Below are 15,662 nucleotides of genomic sequence, written 5' to 3'. Positions count from 1 at the left end.
CGGCCTGAACTGCGGCATCCGGTTGACGAGTATCTGCGGCGTGTCTCCTGGCGGCGCATTCCGTGTGGTGGGACACAAGTAAGGCCCCGGCGCCAGTTGCGTGGTAGCCCTTTTAACTTCGACGTTGGCGACAGACGGAAGGTCGAATTTTAGTCGCGTCTAATTCTGCTTTAGGTTGCTAAAGTTCAAGTTTAGATGTGGATCAATTGAGAGCAACAATTGAACGATCCACCCATGCAAAAGATAATAAGCTCCTTTTTCTTCGCGGCAGCTTTCATGTTTGTGGCAATTGCCGCCATTGGCATCCAGCTACGTGAAATATCATTGGCGCAAGGCGTTCTGTGCCTGTTCTTTTTCATTGCCCTTTGTTTTGTCGGTCTTCTTGTCAAGCACTGGCCGGAAGAAACAAAGCTGAACACAACACCCGAGAAGGAAACCGTCTGGAACACCAAGGACGATGATTTCCGAAACAGCGAACTTCTCGCTATGGATGGTGAGGCTGATCGTGCCGCGGAACTGCCCACTTGGTTTTTGCACCTCCGCTCACCGTTTGAGGCAAACCAATCCGCAACATCCTGGTTTGGTGGTTTGCCGCTTTTGCCGATTGCTCACGCATGGCCGCGCGACCCTGACGGGAGACCGATGCATTTTGTTCTTCAGATCGACCTTGGTGCCTTGTTAGAGCCAAAGCCTGTCAAATTGAATGACAGTGGGGCGCTGCTTCTGTTTGTGTCTTTCCTGCGCCAGGATACGGGTAGCTATCGCGTTGTTCAGCTGACCGAGGAGCAGATGCAGAAAGCGCAGCCAAGGCAGGCCCCGGAGGATCTTCCGGATCTGAATGATGCCGGGTTCTTCAATCTTGGAAAGACGTTCCCGCGTTGGGCGCTCGATCTGCATTACGAGATGGACGCTGGCGAGGACCGCGCGTTTATCGACCCACCCGCCGAAGAGTGGATCACCAATTGGGGAATTGCAGCAGGCGAAGCCCAGCGCGTTGCCTACAACCGCACTTATGACGACAAGTGGCGGCAGGAGTTTAATCAGAAGATGTCACAACGTGACGAAAACTCGCCTCCCCTGGAAGGCCATGACAAGCGGATGGCACAGCACTATGCGGCAATGGAAAGGTTTGGCCCTGAATTTTTTGAAGCTTTCGATCAATTTGTGGCGAAAGCAAAGGCGATGCCACCTGATGCTCCAATCGACCAGGGTGAACTGAAGAGCATCCTCGAGAAGCGCAGAGCATTTGCTGAACAACTTGGTGAAGTTTCGATGAAATGGGCGCTTGCACCAAGCCGCGAAGCGTTCATTTCCCGGCATCTGAGGGCATACGTCAAAAACAGGAAAGACGGTATCGACAAGGGTGACCTCGCTGACATACCTTCGTATCTACAGTGTGTTCTGTCCGATGTCCTCACGGGATACCGGTTCCATCGTTTGTTTGGACGCGCATTGCCCCCGTCAACGCATCCTGTTGAACTGCGCGGCATGGATTGTTTGATCACTTTCCGATCTGATGACGCTTTGGGCATTCTAAGAGAGCATGAGCATGGCTTTTCTATCTGGTGCCCGAGAGAGGATATGAGTGAAGGTCAGTTGGAGACAGGTAAGCTTGTCTGGCACACTTCAGTGTAACAAAATCGGTTACAGAGATTTCAGCTACACAAACATCGAGGCAATGGCAGAATACTGCGGACCATCTTTTTCTTCGTGAAGGTCTTCAACCCGCGCCGGATCACGAACCACGAGCGTCGCTGAACGGGTGTTATGTGAAGCGATCTGCGGTTGAATCACCCACAGTGTCAGCTTGACGGCATTCGTTTCCGGCAATACTGCTGTCGGCATGGATAACCTGATGCTCCTTTCGACACTCTGGTGGCTGGCCCCGAAATAACGCGGCCGGACAATACCATCTATTCCGAGGCCGCCGCTTGGGCGGTCTTTTTGTATCCATGCTCCCCAATGCGGTGCCTCACAATCTACGAGGACACCCATATGACCAAACCTGTCATACTGACCGGAGACCGCACCACGGGGCCGCTGCATATCGGCCACTACGCGGGATCGCTTTCCAATCGCCTGCGCTATCAAGACAGCCATGAACAATTCCTGCTCCTGGCGGACACGCAAGCCCTGACCGACAACGCGCATGATCCCGACAAGGTGCGTCGCAACGTCATCGAAGTCGCGCTGGACTATCTGGCTGTGGGCATCGACCCCGAGCGGACAACGATCTGCCTGCAATCGCACCTGCCTGCGCTGGCGGAGCTGTCGATGCTCTATTTGAACTTCGTCACCGTCGCGAGGCTGGAGCGCAACCCGACGATCAAAGATGAAATCCGGGCACGCGGTTTCGGCAGAAACATCCCCGCCGGCTTTCTCTGCTATCCCGCAGCACAGGCGGCGGATATCACCGCATTCAAGGCTACGGTCGTGCCCGTCGGCGAAGACCAGGCGCCCCTGATCGAGCAAACAAACGAGCTGGTGCGCAGGATAAATGCAACCGCAGGCGCGGTGGTTCTGCCTGAAGCGTGCGCTGTCATTCCCAAATCCGGCCGGCTGCCAGGGATTGACGGAAAGGCGAAAATGTCCAAGTCCGGAGGCAATGCGATTTCGCTTTCTGCGTCTCCCGACGAGATCCGTAGCGCCGTCCGGGCCATGTTCACGGACCCGAACCACTTGCGCGTAGAGGATCCCGGTCAGGTCGAGGGCAATGTGGTCTTCAACTATCTGGATGCCTTTGATGAGGCCAAGGATGATCTGGCAGATCTCAAGGCGCATTATCAACGCGGCGGCCTTGGCGATGGTAAGATCAAGGCACGGTTGGAAGACATATTGCAGGCGTTCATTGCACCCATCCGCGAGCAGCGGGCGCATTTGTCTGAACATCGCGACCATGTTCTGAATGTCATCCGGAACGGCACTGAGCGGGCCCGCGAGCGAACCGATGCGACGAAGCGCGAAGTCGTGAGTGCTCTGGGGTTGTTCCAGCTTCGAGAGTGCAATCATGGAGAGGCCTGAGAGACGGCGGGTCGGGAATTTCCATCATCTCTCACAAGCCTTGGTTACGCTACGCCCCCCGAGAAATCCAAAAATCAAGTTGTCGGGAAAAACCCCCAGAAAAAGAATTGTTGTAAAACAAAAGCCTATAACTTGGTTACGCTCCGCCCTTTTGCTGTTGCCGAGAGCCAAGAGTAAAATTTCTCGCATGTGTGATGACCATGCAAAGAAGCTCTTGGGGCGACGGGAAACCAAAGGTCGTTTGTTGCGTAAAGCCGCCAGTGAATGCGTCGTATCTGCGTTGCACAATGCGTTGTCACCTGATGAGGCTACTAAAGAGGAATATGAGATCTGGGCCGATGCATTTGAGGAGAATTCGGCGCACGTGACTCCTGAATGTGGGCCGTATTCACAAAACGCCAAGTTCCTGGTGCTGGGATCGGAGACGCAAGCGGAGAGGATCAGATGAATATGAAAGAAATCAAAATTAGGGAGCTTAAGGAGGAGGATCGGCTGGCTATCGAGAGGCGCGCTGACAAACTGCGGGTGCTATACGACATTGTCAAAGATAGGTTTGATGGCGCCCATTTCAGTTTCGAGCAGCACGCCGGATCGGACCGGAATTCTGTATCCTCGTTTATCGTTATGCGCGTCGACTCGAGTGTCATACCGTCAGCGAGGACATTCATTGAAGCTGCGCTTCCTGCGATCGGCATCTCGATCATTTGTGAACGTCGTGACGCCTTTGAGATCATGCTGCGGGATGAAGCCGCGAGCGCAGACGAAAAGGCGGAGATGTTAAGAATATTGAAGGACGCGGGATGTGCGTGAATCTCGAGAAACTTGCAGTAGAAAACAAATTCGTAACCGCAGCCACGACGATTGTCCTGTGGCGGGATGTCAGATCTCTGAGATGGTCACTGTGTTCAGCGATACTTTGATCGATAACTCCTTTGCCGACCCGGTGTCGACCGCACCAATAGGTCTTATTGCCAGTGGGCTTGAGTTCGGTTGATCCAAAGAGATTGGAGGCCGGATCGCTTTTTAAGTCCCAAAAGGTCAGTGCAGGCGGCTGTTCCGGTTGCCGTGTGTTCGTGATCATCACCTTACCCCACGAAAATTTTTTTTGTGGGGTAAGACGATTTACAATGCCGATGCCTCTACGGAATAGATCATTGCGTAGTTCAGCATAAACAGTTGTTTTTGCTCCAACTATGCTTGGCTTGCCTTTGTATGGGTTTAACGAAAAGCAAACCTTGTTTTCCATATCTCTGCGCGCTGCCCGTCGCGTTCTTCATAATCAGTGACAGCCTGGGCGATGTCCCGATCTACCGCTCCTTCCTGATCTTCCCCGAGATCCGTCATTCTCATGGTGAACCATGCCGTCATCCCTCCCGGCGGCAGAGTGGCGAAGCGAGGGAAAACAGGATCGCCTTTTCCGATCCGCCATGTCTTGGGCAAATGTGGATCGAGGACGAGCCCGCGCGCGATACCCACCGCATCCACATTCCCTGAAAGGATCGCAGCCTCGGCCTCTTGGTAATGTTTGAACCCTCCGGTGACCATGAGCGGGGTCGAGATCAACGCACGCGCCGCCCGGGCGAAGTCCAGAAAATACGGGCCTTTGGTCGCGCGTTCGGAACTTGATGGCGCGCCGGGAAAATAGGTTCCGCCGCTGACGTCCAATAGATCGACACCTTTGCCTTCTAGCCCTGCAACCACTCTGAGCGCGTCTTCTTCCGTTAGCCCACCGTCAAGCTGGTCGGTGGCGTTCAATTTAACCGCAACCGCAAAGTCGGGCGGCACCGCGGCGCGGACGGCTTCGACCGTTTCGATCAGCAGGCGCATCCGCGCCAGGATCGACCCACCATAGGCATCCGTCCGGTGATTGAAGAGCGGGGAGAGGAACTGGCTCAAAAGAAAACCGTGCGCGGCATGAACCTGGACGCCGCCAAATCCCAACTCGGCTGCAAGACGGGCTGTGTTGGCAAAACGATCTGGAATGGCCTTGATCTCGGCAAGTGACATGGCTTCGCTTCGGAAATCAGGAAAGTCGATGGCGCTCGGCCCTTTGGGTTGGCTGAGCGGACGATGCGCCAGAGCTCCGGCATGACCAAGCTGTAGCCAGAGCTGCGCCGAGTTAACCGACCCGCGCCGCGCAAGTTCACGGAATGCTACCATGTCAGCAGAATCATCGAGCACCAGATTGCCGGGTTTTTCAGGGTAACGCGAATCTCCCTGCACCTCACCGATGATTGACGCTGCCAGACCACCCTCAGCCCAGCGTTCATAGAGCCGTATCTGTGCAGCGGTCGGGTTGCCCTGACCATTCGCCAGTGAATCTGACATGGCCGATTTTATGATCCGGTTCTTCAACACACGCCCGTTCGGCAGAGTAAGGGGGGTGAAGAGGGAGATGTTTGAAGCGGTGGACAACGCGATTCTCCTTGGTTTTTCAGTCTCGACCTTAGATAATTTGGAAAACCCTGTGCGATAACTGGGTTATTTGGATAAAGGTTTGATAGTTTTAGGAACAGATGTCACAGAAGACGGAACTGGAAATCCTGATGGCCGTGATTGATCACGGTAGTTTTTCGGCCGCTGCGCGGGTTTTGGGATACACCCCATCTGCCGTGGGCAAGCGGGTGCATCAGTTAGAGCAGCGGTTGCGGGTGCCTCTACTTGTCCGCTCGACTCGACGCATGACCTTGACGGAGGCGGGCCGGCGATATGCGGAGGAAGCACGGGACCTTCTTAACCGCCTGACAGCATTAGAAGAGGATATTGCTGATGATGTCGGTAACCTGCGCGGCGTGATCCGTGTGACAAGTTCAGCGGCCCTTGGTCAGCTACATGTGGTCCCACTGGTGATCGAATTCATGGAACTCAATCCTGAGGTGGAAGTCGAACTGCTGCTGACGGACAAGATCGTTGACCTGGTCGGAGAGGGCTTCGATGTCGCGGTTCGAAGTGGCGTGTTGCCTGACTCATCCCTCATCTCGCGAAAGCTGATGAACAATCGGCGGATTCCCTGCGCCGCGCCCGTCTATCTCGAACAACATGGTGTTCCTCGACAACCGGAGGAACTCACATCACACAGATGTCTGCGCCTGGGGCAGGAAAAACAGATTTCGGATTGGGGCTTCATACGACCTGTTGGGGGTTTGTCGCGGCTTGGTCCAGGATTTTCCTGCAACAGTCTTGACGCGCTCCATGCGGCGTGCCGCGCGGGACGCGGCATAGCATGGCTGCCGGAGTTTCTTATCTCCCATGACTTGCATACAGGTTGCTTGCTCCCGGTGTTGCCCGATCATGTGGAACCGGACGCGGGTGGTGGAATCTTCATTTTGCGCCCGGAAATGCGCTTCCTGCCGCGGCGGGTTCGGTCCTTAGTTGATTTTTTGACCGATCGTTTCGCGGGTAAGGCCACCAGTATGTAGCTCAAGGCCAGAAAATTGACCCTAAGTCTTAAATTGCGGTCACCGATTGCTCCGGTCTGAACAAGTTGCTCAGCATTTATCGGACCGATCGGATGCCCACTCACAGCCCATAGCCAGGACAGTTTCACAGGCTGCCGGGAACCTTGAAGTTATATCTCGGCAGGCAGCTCGTCTGTCTCTGAGTTGTTGACTTTCATCAGCTTCTCCTTCCGTCGCGCCATGGTTTCATGCCATTCCTGAGCTTCGCGATCTTTGAAGAATTCAGCATCGGGTGCGAGTCTTGCCATAGCGTCTTCGACCTCATCAAGCGAAACACGAAAGAACTCTTTTCTCATGTTCGCCATGTTCACGCGTTGCTCCGCAAACTCCTTGTGGAGCGCCGCTTCCAGTGCAGGTGCCCCTTCAGAATAGATCATCGCATGCGTGTCGAAACCGAATGGTACGCTGGCATCACCCAGCTCGCGAACCCGATCGTTGGGATCAAGGTGCCGGGTCAGGCCGATTTTGACCAAGTCCTCCCCAAATGAACCGACATTAGAAATGACATAGACGTATCCGGACTTTGTCATCTCGGCCATGGCACGGGCGCGCTCGTCTTTCTCTGCCTTCAGTTGTTCACGGTATTCATGGGCTTTGTTGCACAAAAGGCGTGAGGGATTCACTGTTTGCATCCAGGGTGGTAGCTGATGGTCATGAGCAGCTGGTTTCCCACGAAGTACAAGACAAAGAACTGGCGGTCGTATAACACGGCGCGGAAGCAGCGTGGTTCGCTATCGATTTGGTTTGATCCTGCGATGCCCTGGCAGGCGGCCCCGACCGGCAAGCGCGGTCGCCAGCCCGAGTTCAGCGATGCTGCAATTCAGGTTTGCCTGACGATGAAGGTGCTTTTCGGCATGCCCCTTCGGCAGACGACCGGTTTTGTCGAGAGCCTGCTGCGTCTGGCGGGGATCGACTGGAAAGTGCCGAACTTCAGCACTCTGTGCCGCCGCCAGAAGACACTGAACGTCGCTATTCCTTGCCGTGGTGGGTCCGGGCCGCTCCATCTGCTGATCGGTGCGACCGGGATCAAGGCGGAAGGTGAAGGTGAGTGGAACGCCCGCAAGCATGGCGGGCCAAAGAAACGCCTTTGACGCAAGCTCCATCTTGGAATGGACGAGGAAACACTGGAGATCCGCGCGGTTGGGGTCCCGACAAGCAACGTCGGCGACGCGCCAATGCTGCCCGATCTGCTGGAACAGATCCCACCCGATCAGGAGATTGCCACAGTCACGGCCGATGGGGCTTATGACACACGCAGGCGCCACAACGTGATCGCCGCTCGGGGAGCCGCCGCCATCATTCCGCCACGCAAAATTGCCCAACCTTGGAAGCCAACCACAGAAGGTGCCGTCGCGCGTAACGAAGCCGTGAGAGCCTGCAAGTATCTCGGACCGGTCCTATGGCGAAAGCTGACCGGCTATCACCGCCGGAGCCGCGCAGAGGCAAAGATGAATTGCGTCAAACGACTTGGCCAAGGCCTCATGGCGAGAGACTTCGGTCGGCAAGTTGCTGAGCTGCAGGTCCGGATCGCGGTTCTCAACCGCTACACAGCTCTTGGCATACCCGTCACAGAGCCCGTAGGATAAGTACCTCCGAGGAAAGGGGAAGCTCGATCTTCACCCGTTTCGTACAACAGAGCCGTGGCACTCCAGAAAACCGCGCACCAACATTAATCGGCGACAATCTCTACACCGAAGGGCTTCGCGTTTTCGCAAATAACTTCCCAGACAGTCTCGGCCCATGTGACAGGGGCATAGATTTCGAACGCATTTTGCCCCATACACTGGATGAGCACGCCCACGTGATGGATGCCGGTTTGCAAAAATCGCCCTTCAGGAAACGCAGTCTCTGTCACGTCAATCGCTATTAGTTGCGAAAGAACGTCACGTGCCTGAGTCCCCGATAGCAAAATCACCGTCCGAGCGTGCGATAGATCAAGCGTGGCGAGATTTGCAGACATGTAGTCAGACAAATTGCCGGCATTTTCGATGAGGATTTTGTCGGGCGCAATTCGCCATGCGGTCCGGCCCTTTGCCCTTGACGCAAGAGAATAGCTTCCAAGCCCACAAAGCCCGAGATCCGAAAGGACCTCGATGGCAGCCGCCTCAAAATCACCCCACCCGGCGATCTGCCAGAGATCGCGCACAGGACGTCCGCCCAGCGCAATGCCGGTCTCGCCCTGTGCGCCGAAGCGGCCAGCTTGAAGCTTGGAGTTGAGGGGGGAACAAAGCTCAAGCATTTTGCCGCTCTCCTTTCGGATCAAAGAAATGGTGTGACACCACCTTTGCAGTCAGTGTCTCATTGCCGATGAAGTTCACCACGCGGACGGTTTCACCTTTCCGGGATGAGCCGTTTTTTAACAGGGCAAGGGCGATGTTCTTTCCGAGAGCAGGCGAGTAGGTGGTGGAAGAGACCCACCCATCGCCATGCCCCTTTGTCTCTCCCGTCTTCGGGAAGAGAATGGAACCGGATTTGGCACCCGTGGCACCGTCGATTTCAAGACCAACCAGGGTTGGACGTTCCGGATCTTCCAAGACTGGTCGCTTCCGCAACACCGAACCGACAAAGGGTTTCTTGGAGGAGGCAAACGCTTCGAGGCCGAGATCCTTCATCGTTGTCCGGCCTTCAAGTTCGGGCCCGGCAACGTGTCCTTTTTCGATCCTGAGCGTGCTCATAGATTCCGTGCCGTAAGGCTTGATCCGATACTTCTGGCCTTGTTCGTGAAGAGTTTCCCAAACTGCGCGGGCATAGCCCGACGGGATATACACCTCATAAGCCAGCTCACCAGAATACGACATCCGGTGAATTCGGACCGCGACCCCATCGAGCTTGGCATAAGTAAAGTGATTGTTGGGCAGTGCTTCGCGGCTCAGATCAGCACCCTTAAAGACGTTCGATAACAAGTCGCGGGCTTTTGGACCTGCCACAGCGATGGCAGCCCATTGATCCGTTACAGTGGTCACATGAACTTTCAGGTCTTTCCATGCGGTTTGCAGAAGATGTTCAGAAAAAGCCAGAACCTTTGCGGCATTCGCCGTCGTGGTCGACATGAAGTAATCATGTTCTCCCAAACGCGCGGTGGCCCCATCGTCCATGACAAAACCGTCTTCACGCAACATCACACCGTAACGCAAGCGGCCGACCTGCAGCGTTTTCCAACCGTTGACATACATCCGGTTCAGGAATTCAGCGGCGTCGGGGCCTTGAATCGCGATTTTGCCGAGGGTCGAGACATCAACCATCCCAACATGCTCACGCACATGAGCTGCTTCGCGAATATAGGCCTCGTCGAGACCTTCGCCTGCTTCAGCGTAGTACCAAGGCCGCATCCAGGCTCCGGCTTCGGTCATCTTCGCGCCATTCTCGACGTGCCAGTGGTGTATTGGCGAAAGCCGCGTTGGTCGGAAATGCTTTCCATGTTCGTGGCCAACCAAAGAGGCCATTGAGATTGGCGTGAACGGGGGTCGGAAGGTCGTTGTTCCGACTTCCGGTATTTTCATACCTCGAAGCTCTGACATACGCGCCAGCGCATTGACGTTAGAAAGCTTGCCCTGGTCGGTTGCCATCCCCGTCGTTGTGTACCGTTTCAGGTGTTCAACCGATACATAGCCTTCGAGGTGGGCCTGATCGATGTCGCTGATTTTGACGTCATGCTGGAAATCGACAAAGGCTTTGCCCTGACATTTTCCATTGGTGCGGACGACTGCCCAGATCGGTTCGATGCCCCTTTGCCAGTATGCACCGGTCATGAAGTGATCAGGTCGCGCACCGCATTCTTTTGCGTGGCCTGTGGCCTGTGCAGCTTTTACGCCCTGATCAAATCCCTGCTCGATTGTTTCGGACAGAGACGTTGTAGCCATCGCCGTGCCTGCTGCCTGCATCTTGTGGTTTTCTTCCGAACGCGGAATAAAACATGCAGCATCTTCATTGTAGATCGGCTTGCCGAAGAGATGGCTCCACAGGTGAACGGCCGGAGACCATCCGCCCGATGTTGCGATCAGATCTGCCGGTATCGTTTTCGGCGCACCCGAGGCCTGTCCCGATGCATCAATTGGAACCACAACTGCGGACGCAACGCGCGACTTTCCGCGTGCCTCCAAAACCGCGTGGCCAATCAAAATTGAAACGCCCGCTTCGGTGGCTTCGTGGGTCAGGCTGGAGGGAACAGAAGCCCTCATTTCAGCGAGAGTTACGGTTGCGCCAGCCCGTGCAAGCTCCGCAGCTGTTTCGTATGCACTGTCATTATTCGTGCAGACGACAACACTCTCTCCGGGCAAAATGGCGAACCGGTTCAGGTAAGTTCTGGCTGCATTCGCCAGCATCACACCGGGTTTGTCATTGCCGCCAAAAACCAGCGGACGTTCGATAGCACCGGTCGCCAGGATCGAGCGCTCAGCGTGCACCATCCAATAGCGTTGACGAACCTGATGGTTTTCTGGGGCCTTCAAGTGATCCGAAACCCGCTCGACCAAGCCATAGACGTCCCCATCATAAGCGCCAAAGGCGGTCGTTCGCGTGAGAATTCGGACGTTTTCCATGGATTGAAGCTCTGTCAAAACAGCTTCCACCCACGCTTCGTCTTCTCCACCAATCGGTTCACTCAGAACCGCGCCACCCAGCTCAAAATCTTGTTCCGCGAGGATGACCTTTGCTCCAGATCGACCAGCTGCCAAAGCTGCGGACAGCCCAGCGACACCGCCGCCAATCACCAATACGTCACAGAATGCGTTGCGTTTTTCGTAGTGATCGGGATCTTCGAGATAGGTCCCACGGCCCATTCCGGCCGCTTTCCGGATGAAGGCTTCGCACATCATCCAGAACTTTGTGGTGTTTTTGAACGGGCCAATGAAGGTTTTATAGTAAAAGCCAGCACTCAAAAACGGCGAGAACAGGCCGTTTACAGCCCCAACGTCAAACCGAACATTGGGCCAGGCGTTTTGGCCGGATGATACCAAGCCATCAAACGCTTCAACAACGGTTGCGCGTGCATTCGGTTCATGTCGGTTTCCGTCGCGCAGGTGAACCATCGCGCCCGGTTCTTCTACACCGGCGGAATAAACTCCGCGTGGCCGGTGATATTTAAAGCTCCGACCAACTACCATCGTGTCGCCAGCCAGCATCGCAGATGCCAGTGTATCGCCGTGGTAGGCGGGCAGTGCGGTGCCGTCAAACGTGACCGAAAGTGGCTTGGAACGGTCGATGCGACCGCCGGTATCCAGACGCTTCATTGCTCGACCTCCCGTGCCAGTTTGCATTCGCCGATTTCGTGAGTGAGGGTGTTTCTTTCCAGAACAACCCATTGGCGGCACCCCTGAACATGGTGCCAATATTCCTTGTGCCATCCGCGTGGGTTGTCGCGGTTGAACACATAATCCACCCAGGGCTGTTGTTCCTGTTCACCCATTTCGGGGCGTTTGACGGTTGCGTCCGCCCCGTAGGTGAATTCTGTTTCGTTGCGAAGCCCGCAGATCGGGCATTTGATCCTGATCATACTGTCACCTCAATGCGCGTTTGGCTGTGGGCCCATGCCCTTTTCGTCGATTTGGTAGCCGCGGTTGAACCGATCCAGTGTGAACTCTGCGTTGTCCTCGTGGGGTTCATCTTTGGCGATTGTGTGGGCAAAACACCATCCGGACGCAGGAGTTGCTTTGAAGCCGCCGTAACACCAACCACCGTTCAGATAGAGGCCGTCGACAGGGGTTTTTGTGATGAAGGGCGAGCCGTCCATTGACATGTCCATCACCCCGGCCCAGTGACGCAGCAGTTTGAGCCTTGAAACGCAAGGCATCAGGGCTTTCGCGCTGGCAAGCGTGTGTTCAACAATCGGCAACCCGCCGCGCTGCGCATAAGAGTTGTACATGTCCAGATCGCCGCCCAGAACAAGACCACCTTTGTCAGATTGGCTGATGTAGAAATGCGCTGCGCCAAAACTGATGACCGTGTCTACCAAAGGCTTGTAGGGCTCGGTGACGTAAGCCTGAAGAGAATGCGTTTCAACTGGCAGCCGCAGACCTGCCATATGTGCGAGGTGACCTGAATGACCGGCCACGCACAAGGCAACCTTTTGGGCGCGAATGTCTCCGCGATTAGTTTGAACGCCTACAATCTTGCCGCCGTCCCAGAGATAGCCTGTGACTTCGCGCTGCTGAAGGATGTCCACCCCGCGTTGGTCCGCGCCGCGTGCGTATCCCCATGCCACGGCATCATGGCGCGCTGTTCCAGCCCGGCTCTGATAAATCGCACCGTGGATCGGGAAGCGGGCGTTTTCTGAGTAATCGAGATACGGCAGGCGGCGCTTAACCTCTTCGCGATCAAACAATTCAGCGTCAATTCCGTTTGCACGCATGATATTACCGCGTCGCCGTGCCGCATCCATCTGCCCGGGAGAATGGCAGAGGTTGTACTGTCCCCGTTGCGAGATCATCACATTGTAGTTCAGATCCTGGCTCAGGTTTTCCCAAAGCTGCATAGAGCGCTCGTAGAACATGGTGTTGCCGGGCATCATGTAGTTCGAACGCACAATCGTCGTGTTGCGACCCGTATTGCCGCCGCCGAGCCATCCCTGCTCGACGACGGCGACATTTGTGATGCCGTGTTCTTTGGCGAGATAATACGCCGTGGCAAGCCCATGCCCGCCGCCACCAACGATGACGACATCATAGGATGATTTGGGTTCAGGATCGCGCCATGCGCGACCCCAGTTCTTGTTTCCGCTTAAGGCGTGGCGGAACACCGACAAGGCTGAATACTTGGTCATTATTGTTCTTGTTCTGGAGTGGTTGCTTTGGAAAAGTCGGAACCTGTCGCTGCTTTTAGCGCGTCAATGACATCCTCTTTCGTCATCAGGCCCAAATCGACTATGACATCTACAAAGAGCTGGCCCTTGGCTTCAGCTTCTTTGACGATTTGAGAAACTTTGGCGTAACCAAGTGCGGGAACAAACACGGTGGCTAGCGCTGACGAGCCAAGTAGGTTCTCCAACGCCTGTTCTTGGTTTGCCTCGATACCGGCGATGCATTTTTCGGCAAAGATCCAACTGCCTCGGGCAAGGAGATCCATCGTGTCGAACAAACGCGATGCGATAACCGGCTCAAAGTGGTTGATTTCAAGCTGTCCACCGAGTGATGCCAAAGAGACGGCGGCGTCGTTTCCAACCACAGCATAAGCCACCTGCTGCATCATCATGGGCAGAACCGGGTTTATCTTGCCTGGCATGATTGAAGAACCCGGTTGAACTGCGGGCAGAATAATCTCACCAATCCCGGATTTGTTGCCGGAAGACAGGATGATCAAGTCAAGGCTGATCTTGCCGATAACCTCGGCAGCAATGCGGAATTCAGACGAAACACGTGCAAACGTGTCCGAGTTTTGCATCCCATCAAACATGTCTTCGGCGGGTTTGAAGGAGAGACCAATATCCGCCGACAAATGACGATAGACCGCTTCTTTGTATCCGGGCTTCGCACCCAGACCAGTCCCGATTGCAGTTCCGCCGAGGGGCAACGTGGTTAGATCTTTTACAACTTCGGCAGACTTGAACTGAGCGCGATACATCGCTGCTGCATAGCCACCAAACTCCTGCCCAAGCGTCATCGGTTGAGCAGCCTGCATACAGGTTCGGCCGATTTTCAGGACGTGCGCCAGATCCTCAGATTTGGCTTTGAGCGCGTCTGCGAGAAGACCCAAAGATTGAATCAGCGCAGAAGATTTCTCAAGCACAGCCAGCTTCACCGCCGAAGGTACAACGTCGTTGGTTGATTGCCCGTTGTTGACGTGATCATTTGGATTGAGGTGCTGATAGTCACCTGCTTTGTGACCCATGATCTGCAGAGCGCGGTTGGCTATGACCTCGTTCGCGTTCATGTTTATGGATGTACCGCCGGAGCCTTCCAACAGATCAACCACAAACTGGTCGTGGTGTTTTCCGGCTACGATTTCTTCACATGCTGCGACGATAGCTGCGCTCTGATCCGGGCTGATAGCCCCGATTTCACCGTTGGCTTTTGCGGCTGCCATTTTGATGAAGGCAAGCGCACGCACAAAAGCCGGCTCACGCCCGATTTTCAGAGGCGAGATGTCAAAGTTCTCTGCGCCTCGCAGCGTATTTACACCAAAAAGAGCATCGTCAGGCAGCTCACGTTGACCGATGCTGTCTGTTTCGAAGCGCGACATCAGTTTACCTTCTCGAATGTGAGGTTTTCATAATCTTTGCGAACTCCAGGCAAAGACAGGATGCGGTTGTGGAACACGATGTAGACGCCTGCGGATAAAATCCGCAGCGCGAGTAACGCCTCGGTCACGTTTTGCGCGGCGTCAGATCCTTTGACTGTGTGGGGGATCATTGCCCCGGTAAACACCACCGGGACATTGAGTTTTTCGTTAGAATGGCAAAGCTCTTCCGCTGTATCGGGAAGTGTGTCGGTTCCGTGAGTCACGAGAACAGCATCGAAGCATTTGGCTGTTTCGCTGATCTTACCGATGATTTCCTTGCGTTCGTCGTCGCCGATTTCCAGCGAGTCCCGATGCATCAGATCGACGAAAGTCAAGTCAAGGTCGTCAATGCGCAGCTCGCCGATGAGGTCTTTGACTTTCGGTTCAAAGTTGTACAGCTTTGCTTCTGAAGGATCATAACTTTTGGCGATGGTCCCGCCCGTCATGATCACTGCCACAGATAACTTGTCAGCTCGAAGTTTATCGAGCATTTCTTTCGATTTAGCCATTTTGAAACCTTGTCTATTCTGGTCGAACGACCAGCACAGAACACTTTGCGTGACGAACGATCTTGGCGGCGTTTGGCCCCAAGAGGTAATCGCCAAAGTCAGGGATATGAGACATCACCACGATAAGGTTCGCGGAAATGTCCTCTGCGGTTTGAAGAACTTCTGAATAGATCGAACCCGACCGAACAATATGCCGGATCTCTCCAAATTCATCAGTGCCCACAATTTCTCTCAGCCGGTCGCCTGCGAGGGCGAGGGCCTTGTCTTTCAGTTCCGAAGGTACGAACGAAGTGAACGGGGCAGCTTGCGCGGCCTGAGCAATCACTGTCCCCAATTCCGGGACAACGGTGACCACTGATACTTCAACGTCGTTGCCCTTGGCGTGTTGCCGCAAAAGCGGCAACACATTGGTCCAGGAGCGTTCGTCTTCCACATCAACGGGAACAAGTACACGGAGTTTCAT

General features: G+C 54.9%; 15 protein-coding genes and 1 pseudogene. 6 read left to right on the top strand and 10 right to left on the bottom strand.

Annotation, left to right across the window (positions count from 1 at the left end; all coding sequences use genetic code 11):
• Nucleotides 1-219 precede the first annotated feature (219 nt).
• On the top strand, nt 220-1,635 hold the full coding sequence (locus tag RA27_RS15590) for a DUF1963 domain-containing protein (protein WP_193746530.1): 1,416 nt from the start codon (nt 220-222) through the stop codon (nt 1,633-1,635).
• 24 nt (nt 1,636-1,659) lie between these two features.
• On the opposite strand, the gene RA27_RS24435 is transcribed toward RA27_RS15590, so the two are convergent.
• Nucleotides 1,660-1,995: a hypothetical protein gene (locus tag RA27_RS24435; RefSeq protein ID WP_193746529.1), complete on the bottom strand. Its 336-nt coding sequence runs from the start codon at nt 1,993-1,995 to the stop codon at nt 1,660-1,662.
• Between RA27_RS24435 and trpS the strand changes: the two genes are divergently transcribed.
• From trpS to RA27_RS15575, 3 genes are read left to right on the top strand one after another with little or no spacing between them, the layout of a single operon-like run.
• Entirely contained in the window at nt 1,996-3,021 is a 1,026-nt protein-coding gene (gene trpS / locus RA27_RS15580) for a tryptophan--tRNA ligase (RefSeq protein WP_039540960.1), read from the top strand.
• Nucleotides 3,008-3,469, top strand: coding sequence for a hypothetical protein (locus tag RA27_RS24095; protein WP_152610714.1), 462 nt, complete (start codon nt 3,008-3,010; stop codon nt 3,467-3,469). The genes trpS and RA27_RS24095 overlap by 14 nt, the downstream gene beginning before the upstream one ends.
• A complete protein-coding gene (locus RA27_RS15575; RefSeq protein ID WP_152610713.1) occupies nt 3,466-3,831 on the top strand; it encodes a hypothetical protein in 366 nt (121 codons plus the stop codon). The genes RA27_RS24095 and RA27_RS15575 overlap by 4 nt, the downstream gene beginning before the upstream one ends.
• A gap of 408 nt (nt 3,832-4,239) precedes the next feature.
• On the opposite strand, the gene RA27_RS15570 is transcribed toward RA27_RS15575, so the two are convergent.
• Entirely contained in the window at nt 4,240-5,436 is a 1,197-nt protein-coding gene (locus RA27_RS15570; RefSeq protein ID WP_039540955.1) for an NADH:flavin oxidoreductase/NADH oxidase family protein, read from the bottom strand.
• A 101-nt stretch (nt 5,437-5,537) separates the two neighbouring features.
• On the opposite strand from RA27_RS15570, the gene RA27_RS15565 reads away from it, so the two are divergent.
• Nucleotides 5,538-6,440: a LysR family transcriptional regulator gene (locus RA27_RS15565; RefSeq protein WP_039540952.1), complete on the top strand. Its 903-nt coding sequence runs from the start codon at nt 5,538-5,540 to the stop codon at nt 6,438-6,440.
• Between the two features lie 149 nt (nt 6,441-6,589).
• On the opposite strand, the gene RA27_RS15560 is transcribed toward RA27_RS15565, so the two are convergent.
• Nucleotides 6,590-7,102 (bottom strand): GIY-YIG nuclease family protein, encoded by a 513-nt coding sequence (locus RA27_RS15560; RefSeq protein WP_241484087.1) that lies wholly within the window; start codon nt 7,100-7,102, stop codon nt 6,590-6,592.
• A gap of 30 nt (nt 7,103-7,132) precedes the next feature.
• Here RA27_RS15560 and RA27_RS15555 point away from each other — a divergent pair.
• Nucleotides 7,133-8,065 (top strand): annotated as a pseudogene (locus RA27_RS15555) (IS5 family transposase).
• Nucleotides 8,066-8,148: 83 nt separating this feature from the next.
• Here the strand turns inward: RA27_RS15555 and RA27_RS23215 are convergent.
• The 7 genes from RA27_RS23215 to RA27_RS23210 are packed head-to-tail and all read right to left on the bottom strand — an operon-like array spanning nt 8,149 to nt 15,662.
• Nucleotides 8,149-8,718: a hypothetical protein gene (locus tag RA27_RS23215; RefSeq protein WP_052265317.1), complete on the bottom strand. Its 570-nt coding sequence runs from the start codon at nt 8,716-8,718 to the stop codon at nt 8,149-8,151.
• On the bottom strand, nt 8,711-11,707 hold the full coding sequence (locus RA27_RS15545) for a sarcosine oxidase subunit alpha family protein (RefSeq protein WP_039540949.1): 2,997 nt from the start codon (nt 11,705-11,707) through the stop codon (nt 8,711-8,713). The genes RA27_RS23215 and RA27_RS15545 overlap by 8 nt, the downstream gene beginning before the upstream one ends.
• Nucleotides 11,704-11,970 (bottom strand): sarcosine oxidase subunit delta, encoded by a 267-nt coding sequence (locus RA27_RS15540; RefSeq protein WP_039540945.1) that lies wholly within the window; start codon nt 11,968-11,970, stop codon nt 11,704-11,706. The genes RA27_RS15545 and RA27_RS15540 overlap by 4 nt, the downstream gene beginning before the upstream one ends.
• A gap of 9 nt (nt 11,971-11,979) precedes the next feature.
• On the bottom strand, nt 11,980-13,236 hold the full coding sequence (locus RA27_RS15535) for a sarcosine oxidase subunit beta family protein (protein ID WP_039540942.1): 1,257 nt from the start codon (nt 13,234-13,236) through the stop codon (nt 11,980-11,982).
• Complete coding sequence (locus tag RA27_RS15530; RefSeq protein WP_052265316.1) at nt 13,236-14,651, bottom strand: aspartate ammonia-lyase; 1,416 nt, start codon at nt 14,649-14,651, stop codon at nt 13,236-13,238. The genes RA27_RS15535 and RA27_RS15530 overlap by 1 nt, the downstream gene beginning before the upstream one ends.
• Nucleotides 14,651-15,199 (bottom strand): asparaginase domain-containing protein, encoded by a 549-nt coding sequence (locus RA27_RS15525; RefSeq protein WP_082025153.1) that lies wholly within the window; start codon nt 15,197-15,199, stop codon nt 14,651-14,653. Before RA27_RS15525 ends, RA27_RS15530 begins: the two co-directional genes overlap by 1 nt.
• 13 nt (nt 15,200-15,212) lie before the next feature.
• The gene (locus RA27_RS23210) at nt 15,213-15,662 is read right to left on the bottom strand and encodes a universal stress protein (protein ID WP_052265315.1); all 450 of its coding nucleotides are present in this window, start codon (nt 15,660-15,662) and stop codon (nt 15,213-15,215) included.

It is taken from the genome of Ruegeria sp. ANG-R, from assembly GCF_000813985.1.
Taxonomy (GTDB): Bacteria; Pseudomonadota; Alphaproteobacteria; order Rhodobacterales; family Rhodobacteraceae; genus Ruegeria.
Note: the sequence above shows the minus strand (reverse complement) of the source record. Positions and strands in the feature narration are given on the sequence as shown.